Below are 16,531 nucleotides of genomic sequence, written 5' to 3'. Positions count from 1 at the left end.
TTTGTGCTTTCTTTTAATACAAAAAGTATACACTCGTTTCTTTTGTACTTGAAACGGGGTGTATACTTTTCTGATCGCTTTATAAGCCTCCATATACCTGTAGCTATTCTGGTTTTTCAAGCGTTATACTTCCTAATCTTCCAGACCGCAAGTCTTGAAGGATGATGTCGGCTGTTTTTTCAAAATTCACTCTGCCACCTGATTCAAGGCAACCTCTTCCCCTACCGATATGCTCAAATATATCATTCATATCCTCATTATCCTCTGACATTTGATAACGGTCCTTTAATACGGAAGGATAAGTTGCTTGTAAATATTGAATCACAAAAGCTGCTATATCTTCTATCGGGAGCAATTGATCCTTGATTGTACCAATAGCTGCTAGTCGATAACCAACTACTTGCTCCTCAAATTTTGGCCAAAGAATACCGGGTGTATCTAATAATTCAAAATCCTTTTTTACTTTTATCCACTGTTGATTCTTCGTCACACCTGGTTTATCACCAGTCTTGGCTATCTTCTTATGTACTAACCGATTAATTAAAGTTGACTTGCCGACATTTGGTATTCCAATAATCATTGCGCGTGCCGGTCTTGGACGAACACCTTTCTTCTTTAAACGGTCCATCTTATCCTTGGCCATATCCTTTGCTTTTTGAATGACGTGCTGTAAATCCTTGCGGTCATTAACATTCACTGCTATGGCAACCATGCCTTGCTCTGAGAAATGTCTAAGCCAAGCTTTTGTCGATACCGGATCAGCCAAGTCATCTTTCATTAGCACAACCATTTTGGGTTTCTGATTTAAAATTTGCTGTAAAAGGGGATTTTGTGATGACTCTGGCGCCCTTGCGTCTACTAATTCAATCACAAAATCAACCAATTTTAATTTTTCTTGTACTTCTCTTTTGGCTTTGGCCATATGTCCCGGAAACCATTGTATTGTCATATACCCACCTCTTTTTCTGCTATCTTAATCAACGAAGCCGATGTTATCCACTGGCCAATACGTTACACCAGCAATTCCTACTATTTGATCCATCGATATGAATCCTAGATGTCTACTATCTGTTGAATTGGGCCTATTATCTCCTAAAACAAATACATGTCCCTCAGGAACTTCTTCAGCATTGCCTGGTATATCTTGCAAGGTAAAATTCGTTGTATAATTTGATTGGTCGTTTGCTATTTCTGCATCAATAAACGGTTCTTCAACTGGTTGTCCATTAATATATAATTGATCATCTTTATAAATAATGGAATCACCGGGCAAACCAATCACCCTTTTTATGTAATCCTTCTTCGCCGTAGCATGAAAAACAACAACATCAAAACGATCTGGTTCATCAAACAATAAGCTTATCTTATTGACGATAATTCGATCTTTATCCTCTAGAGTTGGTAACATGGATGGTCCCTCTACTACAATCGGTACCGCAATAAACATGCGAAATATAATCACAATTAATCCCGTAATGACAATGGTTTTTATCCAATCAACCCAATCAACCTTTTTTTCAGTCATGAAAAGATCCCTTTCCTTCATACACTACAAGTACTCCTAGGAATATTATATAGAAGAAAAAGGAGCCTGACAATGCAAGCTCCTTTTTACACAATACTCATTAGCGAATTTCTTTAATACGCGCTGCTTTACCACGTAGATTACGTAGATAATAAAGCTTCGCACGACGAACTTTACCACGACGACTCACTTCGATTTTATCAATTCGTGGTGAATGCACAGGGAATGTACGTTCAACCCCTACACCGTAAGAAATCTTACGAACTGTAAATGTTTCACTAATACCACCATTTTGGCGTTTAATGACAACACCTTCGAATACCTGAATACGTTCACGGTTACCTTCCACAACTTTCACGTGAACTTTTACCGTATCACCAGCACGAAACTCAGGTAAATCAGTTTTAAGTTGATCTTTTGTAATTTCTTCGATTAATTTTTGCATTCTGTTACACTCCTTCCAAACCAATGTTCTTAACGTCTACGCGGCAGCGGAACATCGTTTATTCACCTTAAGCGTTCACTTAAGCACAACTATCAATATAGCATATCAACAAAGGGAATTCAACTATTTTCTTGTGAAGTTTCCCATTCTTTTATCCATTTCTTTTCATTTTCCGTTAACTGTAGATTTTGCAATAAATCTTGTCTTCTAAAATAGGTTCTTTTTAACGCTTCTTTTTTACGCCATTCTTCAATATGAGCATGGTTTCCTGATAACAATACGTCTGGAACTTTTAAGCCTCGGAAATCAGCCGGTCGCGTAAAATGGGGATGCTCTAATAAACCTGTTGAAAAAGAATCCTGAACAGCAGAATCTTCGTTACCTAACACGTCTGGTAATAAGCGGACAACACTGTCAATCACGACCATAGCACCTAATTCTCCACCTGTCAGCACATAGTCACCAATCGATATCTCATCGGTAACAAGCTCTGTTCTAATTCGCTCATCATAGCCCTCGTAATGACCACATATAAAGATTAAATGTTCTTCTTTTGCAAGTTCTTCTGCTTTCTTTTGCGAGTAGGTTTCTCCTTGAGGACACATCAAAATAACACGAGGTTTTTGAGACGTGTTTTTTTCAATCGCCTCTACTGCATCAAAAATAGGTTGAGGTTTTAATACCATACCCGCGCCTCCGCCATAAGGATAGTCATCTACTTTATTGTGTTTATTATCCGTATAATCACGAAAATTCACAAAATTATACTGAAAAGCATCTGCCTCATGTGCTTTTTTTAAAATGGAAGATTGAAAAACACCATGAAACATTTCCGGAAATAATGACAGTATATCTATTTTCATCAGTCTAATAACCCTTCCATCGGTTCAATTTTAATCTTCTGGTTTTCAATATCTACTTCTTTGACGACATCTTCAATATATGGGATTAAATATTCCTTCCCTTTTTGTTTCACTACCCACACATCATTTGCGCCAGGTGAAAGTATTTCTTTGACCTTCCCGATCAATTCCCCTGTAGTTGTTTCTACCTCACAACCAATCACTTCATGATAATAAAATTCATTGTCTTCTAATTCTGTAAGCTGGTCTGTATTAATAACTAACAATGATTCTTTGAAATGTTCTACATCACTGATATTGTTATATCCTTCGAAATGCAATAAATCAAAATTTTTGTGAATACGATGACCATCAATGGTAACTGGTTTTAATGCCGCATCTTCTTTTTCTTTAATCCATAATGTAGAGCCCATTTCGAAACGTTCTTCGAAATCGGTAATTCGTACTACTTTTACTTCTCCTTTTATTCCATGTGTATTGACAATTTTCCCTACTTTTAAATGATCCATTTATTTCATACCACCTGTTATGTAATTTTCGTAATCATGCCATCTTTCACAATAATGGCTGTTTGTTCTGTTAAATCGTCCCAGTTCATACCTTCTTCGATATCGATAACTGCTTCGACTTCCCCATCATTAATTTCGCTCCCGGTTGGTAATATTTCCAGTTGTTCGAGTTTGTATTTATACCATTTTATATGATCCTTACGATTAGCCATTTCTTTCTTGAATTTGGCTTCGATGTCTGCTTTTTTGTTTGCTGAGCGCTGTTCTAATTTTTTTTGCTCAAACTTTAATTGTTCACATTCCTGTTCGAGTTTAAAAATCTTGAATTGGTATTCTTCCCTCAGTTGTCCTTTACTTTGATCCGTTACTATTTTTTTGACGGCAATTTTTTTAATAATTTTCATTGTTTCAGCCTCTCTCCCATACTATTAAAGAGCATGAAAACACCTAACAAAAGAATAGCACGTCACCAGACAAAAGCGCAAGTATACACTAGATAAACCCGCCCACCCTCGCATTCAATCCCCTCTCCTGATTCTTAGAAGATTACAACTGCGAACTTGTGAAAATTCTGTTTAGTATAACTTTCTTCCATTCTTTCGATAAAGAGTGCTGGAATACCGCTTCGGCAGAATACTGCGCTTTCCGTGGGCACAGCCTCAGCTAACTTGGTAAAGAAAACCACTTTACCAAGTGGATCTTCGGCTTGTGCTATTCCCACAGGAGTCTCCGTATTCTGCCTACGCTAATAACATTATTCAATCTTTTTAAAGTGGAAATACTCAGAAACCAATTCCCGTATATTACTTCTTTAGAAAATCAAAACACTACGCAAAGCGGAGGCAAGATACGCAGACTCCTACGGGAACAGCACGTGTCCGAAGACCCCGCAGACAAGCGAACTTTGCTTGTCGAGGAGGCTGAGGCCGTGCCCGTGGAAAGCGAAGTATCTTGCCGGAGCGTTTCCCAACGCTCAGCATAAATCAGAATGGCAGAAAGCAAATCCATTAAAAATTTACTTCGCAGTTTATGTATACGGTGATCTCTATTTATTTTATTTAATATTTCTGCTTATAAAAAAGAGGGGGCTTTTCGCCTCCCTCTTTTTACATGATATCTAAATAGATTTTTTTATTAGATTTCATTCCAGCTGCATAAACAACTGTTCGTATTGATTTGGCAATGCGGCCATTTTTACCGATCACTTTACCTACATCATTTTCATGAACTTGAAGATGATACACAATTTTGTTTTCCTCTTCATTTTCCGTAACAACAATTGCATCAGGATGATCAACTAATGGTTCCACAATTGTTTCAATCAATGATTTCATCGAATCACATCACTTTATTATTGATTTTTTGATTCGTGGAATTTCTTCATGATGCCTTCAGTTGAGAATAAATTACGTACCGTATCACTTGGTTTCGCACCTTTTGTCATCCAATCAAGTGCTTTATCTTCATCTAGTTTCACTTCAACCGGATTAACTACCGGGTTATATGTTCCAATTTGTTCGATAATACGTCCATCACGTGGTGAACGAGAATCCGCAACTACGATACGATAGAATGGATTTCTTTTAGAACCCATACGCTTTAAGCGAATTTTTACTGCCATGTTTAACACCTCCATATAAATATCTCACACAAGATAGAATTGTATCAGATTTATTTTAGTCTGTAAAGGTTTTTTACCTTACATGAATGGAAAATTAAATCCTTTCGATTTTTTTCCTTTTTTGCCTTTCTTTCCTTGTTGCATATTACTCATTTGTTTCATCATTTTTTTCATTTCTTCAAATTGTTTCAACAAACGGTTTACTTCTGAAACAGAGCGCCCGGATCCTTTTGCTATACGTTTACGACGACCGGCATTAATCACACTTGGGTCCTGACGTTCTTTCGCTGTCATCGATTGAATAATCGCTTCTACGTGGGAAATTTGCTTTTCATCAAAATCAACATTTTTGAGACCCTTCATTTTATTAGCGCCTGGTATCATGTCTATTAATTCATCAAGCGGCCCCATATTTTTCACTTGTCCCATTTGTTCTAGAAAATCGTCAAAGGTAAAGGAAGCTGAGCGCATTTTTTCTTCTAATTCTTTCGCTTTTTTCTCATCAACATTATCCTGTGCTTTTTCAATTAACGATAACACATCGCCCATACCTAAGATCCGAGATGCCATTCGTTCTGGGTGGAACACTTCTATTTGATCTAATTTTTCACCCATACCGGCGAATTTGATCGGTTTTTCTGTTACAGCTTTAATTGATAATGCCGCACCACCTCGAGTATCCCCATCAAGTTTCGTTAATACAACACCGGAAATATCTAATTGTTCATTAAAGCTTTCAGCAACATTGACCGCATCTTGACCCGTCATCGAGTCAACAACTAAAAAGACTTCATCAGGATTAACGTTTTGTTTAATCTGAATCAATTCATCCATTAACTCGTTGTCCACATGGAGACGTCCGGCTGTATCAATGAGGACATAATCTAAATGTTCCTCTTTGGCATGTTCCATTGCTTTATTTGCAATATCTACCGGGTTTGCGTCAGTTCCTTCTGAATATACGGGCATATCCAATTGCTTTCCTAAAGTTTCAAGCTGATCAATTGCAGCTGGACGATAAACATCAGCGGCAACTAATAACGGTTTACGATTATATTTTTTTCTTAATAAATTGGCTAACTTTCCAGTCGTGGTTGTTTTACCAGCACCTTGTAAACCAACCATCATGATCACAGTTGGCGGTTTATCAGCAACTGCAATCTTACTTTCATCGCCACCCATTAGTTCAGTTAATTCTTCTTTCACCACTTTAATTACTTGCTGACCTGGAGTTAAGCTTTCCATTACTTCCTGGCCAATTGCACGTTCTTTTACTTTCTTAATAAAGTCCTTAACGACTTTAAAGTTTACGTCCGCTTCTAATAAAGCTAGACGTACTTCTCTCGTCATTTCCTTAACATCTTGTTCGGTTACTTTACCTTTTCCCTTAATTTTTTGAATGGTATTCTGCAGGCGGTCGGCTAAACCTTCAAATGCCATACTATACGCCCCCTATTCTATTTCAATAATCTGTTCTACTTTTTCCTTCAATTCTCGGTCATTGTTTTCTTTTGCTAATCCATGCAACTCTTGAAGTAAAGCTTGTCGTTTCAAAAACTTTTGATAAAGACCAAGCTTTTCCTCATATTCTTCTAGCATATGTTCCGTTCTTCGAATATTATCATAAATTGCTTGTCTTGATACATTGGATGTTTCCGAAATTTCCCCCAAAGAGAAATCTTCTACATAGTACATCTCCATATAATTTCGTTGCTTTTCGGTCAGCAATTGTTGGTAAAAATCATAAAGAGCGTTAATCCTTGTCGTTTTTTCTAACATAAAAAGGACACCTCGTTAAGTAAAATACCTTTACACTTCAGTCTAATCATCTTAAAGCAGGACTGTCAAGTTTGGAGACTATTCTTCTTCCAATAAATCTGCAAATAAACCATATACAAAAGCGTGCGGGTCAAAAGTTTCTAAGTCTGTTACTTTTTCACCTAGTCCTACTAATTTTACCGGTATGCCAAGTTCATTTCGGATTGCTAAGACAATTCCACCTTTAGCTGTTCCGTCTAATTTGGTTAATACAATACCAGAAACATCTGTTGCTTGTGAGAAAGTTTTAGCTTGACTTAATGCATTTTGTCCCGTCGTTGCGTCCAGCACAAGCATCACTTCATGAGGAGCGCCCGGGATTTCACGCTCGATAACTCTTTTTACTTTTGCTAATTCATTCATTAAGTTAACTTTATTCTGCAACCGGCCTGCCGTATCACAAAGTAATACATCCGCATTACGGGACTTCGCCGCTTGAATTCCATCGTAAATAACAGCTGCCGGGTCACTGCCTTCGCTATGTTTAATGACATCAACACCTACACGATTGCCCCATTCATTCAACTGCTCTATAGCACCGGCACGGAAAGTATCACCCGCTGTTAATAATACATCTTTTCCTTCTGATTTTAATTGATGAGCCAACTTGCCAATTGTTGTTGTTTTACCAACCCCATTAACCCCGACAAAAAGGATCACCGTTAAATCGTCTTTCTGGATATTTAACGACGTATCTTCTGATGCATCATCATCCCCTTGGTAAATCTCGACCAGCTTTTCTGAGATCACTTGTTTGACTTCGATGGTATCCTTAATATTTTGTCTCTTTACTTCCATTTCGAGTTCTTCAATTAAATCCATCACAGTCGTTACCCCAACATCAGCACCGATCAACACTTCTTCAAGATCTTCAAAAAATTCTTCATCCACTTTTCGATAACGAGCTACTAAATCATTGATTTTTTCAGAGAATGACTTCCTTGTTTTACTTAAACCCTCTTTATACTTATCTGACACTTCTTCTTGCTTATCTGTTGCTTGAAATTTTTCCTTCAGTTTATTCAAGAAACTCACTATTTTACCTCCTTGAACTTATGCTTCTAAAAGCTCTGGTGCTTCTTCTAATTTTACAGAAACTAAGCGAGAAACACCTGATTCCTGCATAGTAACACCATATAATACATCTGCTTCTTCCATTGTACCTTTTCTATGTGTAATCACAATAAATTGAGTATGCTTACTATAATGTTTAAGATATTGCGCAAATCGTGTAACATTTGCTTCATCAAGTGCAGCTTCCACCTCATCCAGTACACAGAAAGGAACAGGGCGAACTCTTAATATCGAAAACAGTAACGCAATGGCTGTTAATGCTCTTTCTCCACCAGATAATAAACCTAATTGTTGTAATTTTTTACCCGGTGGCTGCGCAATAATATCTACACCTGTTTCTAATAACTGATCCGGATCAGTCAATTTTAATTCCGCATGACCTCCACCGAATAAGCGTTGAAAGACCACAGTAAATTCTTCTTTTATTTGCGAAAAAGTTTCATTAAATCTTCTTGTCATCTCTTCGTCCATTTCCGCAATAATCTCATATAATGTACGTTTTGCTTCCACTAAATCTGTTTGTTGGCTGGTGAGAAACTCATGTCGTTCTTTAATCCTATCATACTCATCAATAGCACCAATATTAACCGTACCTAATTCCTCAATCGATTTCTTAATTAATTTAACTTGTTCTTTTGCCTCTTCCAGATTGTCAGGCTGAGGATAATCTGCTTTCGCTTTTTCAAAAGTCATACTGTATTCATTCTCCAGTAATTGAAGGCGATTTTCCAACTCCAAATCTAATCGGTTTCGTTCGATTTCAATCGTTTGGATCTCCTGTTGTAGGTGGTACTCTTCTTTTTTCGCTTGCTTAAGAGAATTATCTAAAGTGGTAACTTTATGCTGTGTTTCTGATCGTTGTTCACGTAATCCTTGTAAATTTTGCTGCAGTGTTGCTTTTTCTTGACGCTTTTTATTAATTTCTTCGTCAATTTCTTCTTCTGTTTGTTGGCTATTTTTAACTGCTATTAATTGCCGTAGCTGTTCTTGTTTTCCAGCAATTGTCTCGGAAACCTCGGTTAATTCTGTTTCCGACTTTGCAACCTTCTCTTTCTGATTAGACAGCTTACTTCTTAGTTCTGCTTGCTCGACGTGCAGTGTTTGTAATTCCTGTTTCAGTTGTTCTTCTTTTGCTTCAAAATTTTGATGCTGATCAGTCAATTCTTCTATTTCATTATCTAGCTTGCTCAATTTTGATTGTAATTTGTCTAAGTCCTGTTCAATTTGTTCTAGTTGCTGTAACAAAAGTTTTCGATCTTCTTCTTGTTGTAATTTGTCCTGATCATAAATCGACAACTGATCATTTAAATGTTCTAAAGATAATTTCCATTCTTTATAGTTACTTTGATGTTCTTGGTACGTTTTTCGAATTACATCTAGTTGTCCATAACAATTGTCTTTTTCTGTTTGCAACTTCGCTAATGTTTCTTTTTGTTCTCGAATCTGCTTTTCATAGTCCGATACTCGAGCCTGGTATTCTTTAAATTTATTCGTTAATGTTTTTAGTTCACGATCTCTGGTAAATAATGATTGATTATTTTTCTTTTTGGCACCACCAGACATCGAACCACCTGGATTCACAACATCTCCATCCAATGTCACAATCCTGAATCTTCGTCCAGTTTGCTGTGCAAATTGATTTGCCGCACTAAGTGATTTAGCAATAATAACATTTCCTAACAACGCCTGCATTACAGGTTGATAAGTGGAATCATAACGAATTAAATCTGCAGCTACTCCGACAAACTCTTCTTCCTGCTCCAATATATGGATCAAATTCGCCGGTATCTGTTTTGGTTTCATTGTGTTTATTGGTAAAAAAGTAGCTCTACCCTTGTTTGTTTTTTTCAACCAATGAATGGCTTCACGTGCCGACTTCTCGGAATCAACTACTATATGTTGTGCTTGTGCTCCTAAGGCAGTTTCCATTGCATCCACTAATTGATCATCAAATTCTATTAATTCCGGTATTGCACCATGAATACCTGCTAACTTCTGTTGTTCCCTTGCTTTCAGCACTTCTTTTACACCAAAATAGAAACCTTGAAAATCTTCTTTTAAGTCTTCAAGCATTTCCTTTTTCGACTTCAGGTTTTCAACCATCTGATAACCTTTATATAACTTTTGTTGCATATCGTCTAATAGTTTCGACTCTACCGTTACTTTTCTCTCCAATTGTTCGTGCTCTGATTGGAATCTATGTAATTGTTCCTCATCTTGTTTACATTTTTCTTCTGCTTCATGAACAGCTTGCTTTAACTGAAGGCGTTCTTCATGTAGGTTTTCCCATTTAGAAGACTTGGCATGCTGTTTTCCTTCCATTCTCTCCAATTGCTGTTGAATGGAACTTTTTTCATTTCGTTTAGCTGCCTGCTCATTTAATAATTCTATATAATCACTTTTAAGTGTCTCGATATCTTCTTCTATCGTATTTTTTCCTTTTTCCAATTGCTCTTGTAGATCAATTATTTGTTGTGATAACTGTTGGTTATTTTTTTTGTTCTCTTTGAGACTAGCTTGTTCATCTTCCAAGCTGTTTAAAAGAATTACCTTTTTGTTTTCCGTCTCTTCTATTTCCTGTTCTAGTTTATCTTTATTTTCTTGAAAATGTTGCAGTCGCTCACGAAATATCTTTTTATTACCTTCAAGACTTTCAAGCTTCTGGGTTTCGACAAGCAAGGTTTCTTGTAAGCTTGTAATTTGCTCATCCATTTTTTGTATTTGTTCTTTTAATTGATCACTTTCTGCCTCTCTTGTCTCGACCCATTGTTGTTTTTCTTTAAGAGAATGATGTTTGGCATCAATCTGCTTTTGTGATGCTTGCCATTTTTCATTTAATTGTTCAATTTCATTAGCCAATAAACCAACTTCCACATGGGTCAAGCGTTCTTTTTGGGCCAAGTACTCCTTAGCAATCGATGCTTGTTGTTCCAGTGGTTCTAGTTGGCCTTCTATTTCATATATAATATCTTCCACACGGTTTAAATTTTCTTGTGTTTCTGCCAATTTATATTCAGCTTGTTTCTTTCTGTTTTTATACTTTAATACGCCTGCCGCTTCTTCAAAAATAACTCGACGTTCCTCTGATTTTGAACTTAATATTTCTTCCACTTTACCTTGACTTATTATCGAAAAAGCTTCTCTCCCCAGTCCTGAATCCATAAAAAGTTCGGTAATATCTTTCAATCGGCATGGCTGTTTATTCATTAAAAATTCACTTTCACCAGAGCGATATACTCGACGTGTTACGCTAACCTCTTGATAGTCAACAGGAAGCCTATTGTCAGAGTTATCTAACACAAGTGTTACTTCAGCAACATTTAGTGCTTTCCGTGTATCACTGCCTTGGAAAATAATATCTTCCATTTTGACACCACGTAATGATTTTGCTGATTGTTCACCAAGTACCCAACGGATCGCATCTGTAATATTACTCTTTCCACTTCCGTTTGGACCTACAACGGCTGTAACACCAGGTACAAATTCTATTTTCACTCTCTCAGCGAAAGATTTAAAACCAAGTGTATCTAATTGTTTTAAATACATGTTTAAAACCCCTATTTATTATCATCTAACAACATAGCTTGTATGTTGATGTTAATTTATCCTTTGCATTTCAACTTATTTATTTTATCATAAAGAATAGAGTAAGAGAAGGAAGTTTCATAAAATACCAAGACAGGAGTGAATCGATTTGAGTTTAGAAAAAAAATCCGAGGAAAATTTAGCGTATATTATTCATGAGATGGGCAGAATGCTACAAGTTGTCAATGATTCAATTATGGATCCAAAAGATTATGATATTAATAATTATGACGAACTAAAATCTCTTTATGATCTATTGAAACAAAAAGGCAGACTAACCGTTGCTGAAACACAAGCATTTATCGCAGAGCTTAGAGAATACCGAAAATAATGCGAGTGTATTATCAATATGCTCCATTATTGTGATGACTAAGCGATTTATGGATTTTGTGCTTCTATTATTTACATAAAGACTTAGGAGATTTCATGAAATCTCCTAAGTCTTTAAAACCCTATGAGAAACCACACACTTGTTATTCAACTAATTTTGTCTCTTCCATTAACTCTTCTAGTATCGATGTGATTTCATTTAAGGAAGTAATTAAGTCAGATAAATATTCATTAGATTTCAGTTGTTCTTCATTTGTTTGTACTGCTTTTTGGGCATGCTCTGTCGTTTCTTCCACAATAGTAGTCACTTCTATAATAGATTCCTGTGCTTTCTGAGCTACTGTAGATACTTCTTCACTGGAGTGAAAAATTTGATTTATCTGGTCCGCTACTTTTCCAATTGATGAATGAATATCACCAAATATCTTTCCAGTTTCTCGTACAATTTGTTGTCCATTCTCCACTTCTTCCATAACATGGTTCATCGAGTCAACAGATGTATCTGTCTCTTGCTGGATAGAATGAACAAGGGTGGCAATTTGGCCCGCAGAATCCACTGTTTGCTCCGATAATTTACGTACTTCATCCGCTACCACAGCAAACCCTTTCCCATGTTCTCCAGCTCTGGCAGCTTCAATCGCTGCATTTAAAGCAAGTAAATTTGTCTGTGATGAAATGTCTGTAATTAAGCTGACAATTCCATCAATTTCTTTTGATCGGTTATTTAATAATTGGACTGTCTTAGAAGTTGTCCTCACTTTATCATTAATATTATCCATCTGATCACAGTTTTTTGTATCATCTTATTTCCATCATCAGCATTTTGTTCTGTCTTTTGCGTAATGTCAGACACTTCTGACGAAGATTCAGCTATATGTTGAATGTCAGTTGTCATAGCTTGAATAGATCTTGAGTTTTCCTCAACTTGTTGTTTCTGAGTCAAGGCTCCATTAGCAATCTGTTGAATGTATGATACACTTTCCCCAAAAATTGCTTGATTGGACTGATTAATTTCTTTTAATTGTGAAGATACATTAATTACTTTCTCTGAAGTTTGCGACAAATTTTCCACAACTCCACTTAGCTTTAGTTGTTTTTGTTCCTTTTCACCAAGATCCCCAATTAATCTCCTCTTATGTGTAACTTGCCAAATAATTGCACCAGATGTTCCGATTAAAAATAAGGCATGGACTACTATCATTGTGAAAGGATAAATATTTGTCCCAAAAACATATTCTCCTAAAAAGAAGTATCCCGCAATATGTTGAATAGCAAAAAGGACTGTCATGATTAAAATTAAGTTAATTTTCTCATAGTAACCAATCATGGCTACAACCATAAAAATAGAAAAGTGGTACTCCACCATCCCCTCACCACCAGCAACCATCGACATACTGCTAAATGTAATTGTAAGTGTATTAAAAAGTGGAACTAATCGATGATCACTCTTCTTTTTATAAAGGATCATTGATACAACAAAAAAGATAATAGGAATAAATAAGAAGCTATTTGTAATTAGTGTTAATTGGTCAGCACCATGATGCCCCCAATATTCCGATAAATAAAAAAAACGATGTAGTACGTGAACGATAATAGATGCAATGAGTACGATAAATGACAACATTAAAATGATGCGATTTTTGTTAATTGTTTGCATATTCTTTCTCCTTCCATTAAAGAAATCTCTATAAACACATAATTTAACAAATGAACTTTAAATTTGCAGCTTAGCATTTTATGGTTCAATGTGTTTACTTTTTTCAATAAACGAGTACCATTCTATTATTTATAGTAATATTAACTTGGATACATTGTACTAACGATTGAAAACGTTGTCTATAATTAGATTTATTTAAAAAAATAAAAACCCGTTTCGAATGAAACGGGTTTTTTTACCTTGTCAGACTACATTATGAAGTACATTAATGAGGCAAAGCGTCTAAAGCTTGTTTTGCCGCGCGTTGTTCTGCTTCTTTTTTCGTCCGACCTACTCCTTTTCCAGCTGTTTTACCATTTATCGTAACAACAGAGAAAAATTCACGGTCATGTGCAGGACCTTTCTCATCTACAATGCTATATTCCACTAACTTATTTTTATGTTGCTGCACTGTTTCCTGCAATTGACTTTTGTAATCCATCGTATGCGAAAAAGCACCGGTTGTAATCTCTGGGTATACATACTTCCTTAAGAAGGTAATAACTTGATTATACCCTTGATCTAAGTATAAAGCACCAATGAAGGCTTCGAAGACATCTGCTAGTAATGCCGGGCGATTACGGCCACCAGTCATTTCCTCACCCTTACCTAATAACACGTATTTGCTAAAGTCGAGTGTCTCTGCAAATCTAACTAAAGCTGGTTCACACACAATAGAAGCTCTCAGTTTCGTTAAATCTCCTTCCTCTAAATCATCATACTCTCGATAGAGGTATTGAGAGACTCCCAGTTCTAGAACAGCATCACCTAAAAATTCTAACCTTTCATTATCTAGTAGATTCTTTTTCCGGTGCTCATTCACATAAGATGAATGAGTAAAGGCTTGTTTTAGTAAATTTTCATTGTCAAACAAAATACCTAACTTTTCTTGAAGCTCTTTAAAATCTGACATATTCTTCACCTACCAACATGAAATCAATCATTGTCATTATTATAAAGGAAAGGTAGCCTATCGCCAACCCTAAATTGTAAAGGTTTTATTCCTCTTACAAATAAAAGGACAAACCCGTTTCATTTTGGTTGAAACGGGTTTATCTCTTTTTGACTATACTTTTATACAGCCACTTATTACTTGTTTCAACAGTTCTATTGGTTGCTGTCTATGTAAGTTACAGCATCACCTACTGTAGCAATTTTTTCTGCATCTTCATCAGCAATTTCCATGTCGAACTCATCTTCTAATTCCATTACAAGTTCTACAACATCAAGAGAATCAGCTTCTAAATCATCTTTAAATGATGCTTCAAGCGTAACTTTATCTTCGTCTACATCAAGACGATCGACAACGATTTGCTTTACTTTTTCAAAAGTGTCTGACATTTCACGTCACCTCCTTTCAAAGTATATGTACTATCTTACATAACCATACCTCCATCAACTGGTATGGTTTGTCCCGTAACATAGTTAGCTTGTTCGGAAGCTAAAAATAAAGCAACATTGGCTACATCTTTCGCTCTACCCAATTTATTCAATGGAATTAATGCTAGCATTTGCTCTTTCTGTTCTTCTGTGAGTTTTTCCGTCATATCTGTTGCGATAAATCCAGGCGCAATAGCATTGACTAAAATATTTCTCGCTGCTAATTCTTTCGCAGTTGTTTTAGTTAAACCAATTACACCCGCTTTGGCCGATACGTAATTCGCCTGACCAGGGTTCCCACTTATACCAACAACAGATGATACATTAATAATCCGTCCGCTTTTTTGTTTCATCATTTGACGTGTTACTGCTTTGGTACATAAGAATACACCTTTTAAATTAATGTCAATAACATCATCAAAATCAGCTTCACTCATTCGCATCAATAAATTATCTTTTGTAATACCTGCATTATTTACTAAAATATCGAGGCTTCCAAAAGTTTTCGTCGTTTCTTTCACTATTGCTTTCACATCATTTTCGTCACTGACATTTGCTTTGACCTTGATTGCTTCTCCACCACTAGCAATGATTTTATCAACTACTTCCTGAGCTTTATCTTCACTACCGGAGTAGTTTACCACTACTTTTGCACCTTTACTAGCAAAAGTTAAAGCAATTTCACGTCCGATTCCTCTTGAAGCACCTGTTATCAGTGCTACTTGATCCTTTAACATAATTAATCCTCCTTGATCCACTCGATAAATTCAACTAATGATGCTGCGTCTTGGACACTAAAAGTATTCGCTCGACGATTTACTTTTTTAACGAGGCCTGTTAATACTTTGCCACTTCCTACTTCGACGATCGCATCAAGAGGCTCTTCCAATAGTTGTTCGATAATTTCTTCAAAACGTACTGGAGAATATAATTGTTCTACTAATAATTGTTGAATTTGTTCTTTTTCAGTGACTTTTTCGGCAGTGACATTTGCATAAACAGGTATTTCTGCATCAGACCACTTGATATTATGTACTAATTGTTGAAACTCTTCAGCTGCTGGTTTCATAAGACTTGAGTGAAAAGGCCCACTCACAGGTAACGGTAATACACGTTTTGCACCCGCTTCTTTTAAATGGCGGGCTGCTGTATCAATTGCTGATTTCGTTCCAGATACGACGATTTGTCCTGGACAGTTAAGGTTAGCAATTTCGATAACGCCATCCACCTGTTCACTGATGTTATGCAGTTCATTACTTAATGTTTTTTGATCCATTCCTAAAACAGCCGCCATGGAACCTTTTCCTTCAGGATAGGCATTTTCCATTAGCTTACCCCTTTGATGAACTAAAGAAACAGCATCAGAGTAGGAGATAGCATTAGCTGCAACTAGTGCACTGTATTCACCAAGACTGTGGCCACTCGTAACAGACGGAGTGATATCATTTTCTGCTAAAATTTTGGTGATAGCTGTACTAACTGACAACAAAGCAGGTTGTGTATTTTCTGTTTTTGTTAACACTTCTCTAGGACCTTCAAACATAATCGATGTTAAATCATATCCTAAGTGTTCATTGGCACTATCAAAAAGCTCCCTTACCTGTGGGTACTCTTCATATAAATCCTTCCCCATTTCGACGACTTGTGATCCTTGACCAGGATAAATAAAAGCGACTTTCTTCACG

Annotated in this window: 19 protein-coding genes; 1 reads left to right on the top strand and 18 read right to left on the bottom strand. The window is 36.4% G+C overall.

Going from position 1 to position 16,531, the window contains the following annotated elements:
- Positions 1–103 precede the first annotated feature (103 nt).
- The 12 genes from ylqF to smc all read right to left on the bottom strand — a co-directional run bounded on the left by ylqF (position 104) and on the right by smc (position 11,401).
- Entirely contained in the window at positions 104–949 is an 846-nt protein-coding gene (gene ylqF / locus GI584_RS10970; protein WP_100360643.1) for a ribosome biogenesis GTPase YlqF, read from the bottom strand.
- A gap of 24 nt (positions 950–973) precedes the next feature.
- Positions 974–1,525 (bottom strand): signal peptidase I, encoded by a 552-nt coding sequence (lepB, locus tag GI584_RS10965; RefSeq protein WP_153791255.1) that lies wholly within the window; start codon positions 1,523–1,525, stop codon positions 974–976.
- 100 nt (positions 1,526–1,625) lie between these two features.
- Entirely contained in the window at positions 1,626–1,970 is a 345-nt protein-coding gene (rplS, locus tag GI584_RS10960; RefSeq protein WP_100360644.1) for a 50S ribosomal protein L19, read from the bottom strand.
- Positions 1,971–2,089: 119 nt separating this feature from the next.
- Positions 2,090–2,833 carry a tRNA (guanosine(37)-N1)-methyltransferase TrmD gene (gene trmD / locus GI584_RS10955; protein ID WP_153791254.1) on the bottom strand — a complete coding sequence of 248 codons (744 nt, stop codon included), beginning with the start codon at positions 2,831–2,833 and terminating at the stop codon, positions 2,090–2,092.
- Positions 2,833–3,342: a ribosome maturation factor RimM gene (gene rimM / locus GI584_RS10950; protein WP_100360646.1), complete on the bottom strand. Its 510-nt coding sequence runs from the start codon at positions 3,340–3,342 to the stop codon at positions 2,833–2,835. The genes trmD and rimM overlap by 1 nt, the downstream gene beginning before the upstream one ends.
- 17 nt (positions 3,343–3,359) lie before the next feature.
- Entirely contained in the window at positions 3,360–3,746 is a 387-nt protein-coding gene (locus tag GI584_RS10945; RefSeq protein ID WP_100360647.1) for a YlqD family protein, read from the bottom strand.
- A 702-nt stretch (positions 3,747–4,448) separates the two neighbouring features.
- Positions 4,449–4,676: a KH domain-containing protein gene (locus GI584_RS10940; protein ID WP_100360648.1), complete on the bottom strand. Its 228-nt coding sequence runs from the start codon at positions 4,674–4,676 to the stop codon at positions 4,449–4,451.
- A gap of 17 nt (positions 4,677–4,693) precedes the next feature.
- Positions 4,694–4,963 (bottom strand): 30S ribosomal protein S16, encoded by a 270-nt coding sequence (rpsP, locus tag GI584_RS10935; protein ID WP_100360649.1) that lies wholly within the window; start codon positions 4,961–4,963, stop codon positions 4,694–4,696.
- A 78-nt stretch (positions 4,964–5,041) separates the two neighbouring features.
- Positions 5,042–6,403, bottom strand: coding sequence for a signal recognition particle protein (ffh, locus tag GI584_RS10930; protein ID WP_153791253.1), 1,362 nt, complete (start codon positions 6,401–6,403; stop codon positions 5,042–5,044).
- Between the two features lie 12 nt (positions 6,404–6,415).
- Positions 6,416–6,742: a putative DNA-binding protein gene (locus tag GI584_RS10925; protein WP_100360651.1), complete on the bottom strand. Its 327-nt coding sequence runs from the start codon at positions 6,740–6,742 to the stop codon at positions 6,416–6,418.
- A 78-nt stretch (positions 6,743–6,820) separates the two neighbouring features.
- Positions 6,821–7,816, bottom strand: a complete 996-nt coding sequence (gene ftsY, locus GI584_RS10920) for a signal recognition particle-docking protein FtsY (protein WP_153791252.1) — start codon at positions 7,814–7,816, stop codon at positions 6,821–6,823.
- 18 nt (positions 7,817–7,834) lie between these two features.
- Positions 7,835–11,401, bottom strand: a complete 3,567-nt coding sequence (gene smc / locus GI584_RS10915) for a chromosome segregation protein SMC (protein WP_153791251.1) — start codon at positions 11,399–11,401, stop codon at positions 7,835–7,837.
- Between the two features lie 148 nt (positions 11,402–11,549).
- Here smc and GI584_RS10910 point away from each other — a divergent pair, with 148 nt between their 5' ends.
- A complete protein-coding gene (locus GI584_RS10910; protein WP_153791250.1) occupies positions 11,550–11,771 on the top strand; it encodes a DUF1128 domain-containing protein in 222 nt (73 codons plus the stop codon).
- A gap of 142 nt (positions 11,772–11,913) precedes the next feature.
- Here GI584_RS10910 and GI584_RS10905 read toward each other — a convergent pair whose 3' ends face one another.
- The 6 genes from GI584_RS10905 to fabD form a co-directional block, all read right to left on the bottom strand.
- Complete coding sequence (locus GI584_RS10905; RefSeq protein ID WP_153791249.1) at positions 11,914–12,549, bottom strand: methyl-accepting chemotaxis protein; 636 nt, start codon at positions 12,547–12,549, stop codon at positions 11,914–11,916.
- Positions 12,525–13,427 (bottom strand): methyl-accepting chemotaxis protein, encoded by a 903-nt coding sequence (locus GI584_RS10900; protein WP_153791248.1) that lies wholly within the window; start codon positions 13,425–13,427, stop codon positions 12,525–12,527. Before GI584_RS10900 ends, GI584_RS10905 begins: the two co-directional genes overlap by 25 nt.
- Before the next feature lie 265 nt (positions 13,428–13,692).
- The gene (gene rnc, locus GI584_RS10895) at positions 13,693–14,379 is read right to left on the bottom strand and encodes a ribonuclease III (RefSeq protein ID WP_153791247.1); all 687 of its coding nucleotides are present in this window, start codon (positions 14,377–14,379) and stop codon (positions 13,693–13,695) included.
- Between the two features lie 194 nt (positions 14,380–14,573).
- Positions 14,574–14,807, bottom strand: a complete 234-nt coding sequence (locus GI584_RS10890) for an acyl carrier protein (RefSeq protein ID WP_100360657.1) — start codon at positions 14,805–14,807, stop codon at positions 14,574–14,576.
- A gap of 35 nt (positions 14,808–14,842) precedes the next feature.
- Complete coding sequence (gene fabG / locus GI584_RS10885) at positions 14,843–15,583, bottom strand: 3-oxoacyl-[acyl-carrier-protein] reductase (protein WP_153791246.1); 741 nt, start codon at positions 15,581–15,583, stop codon at positions 14,843–14,845.
- Positions 15,584–15,585: 2 nt separating this feature from the next.
- Positions 15,586–16,530 (bottom strand): ACP S-malonyltransferase, encoded by a 945-nt coding sequence (fabD, locus tag GI584_RS10880; protein WP_153791245.1) that lies wholly within the window; start codon positions 16,528–16,530, stop codon positions 15,586–15,588.
- Between the last annotated feature and the right edge of the window lies 1 nt (position 16,531).

It is taken from the genome of Gracilibacillus salitolerans (assembly GCF_009650095.1).
In the GTDB taxonomy this organism is placed as follows: domain Bacteria; phylum Bacillota; class Bacilli; order Bacillales; family Amphibacillaceae; genus Gracilibacillus; species Gracilibacillus salitolerans.
Note: the sequence above shows the minus strand (reverse complement) of the source record. Positions and strands in the feature narration are given on the sequence as shown.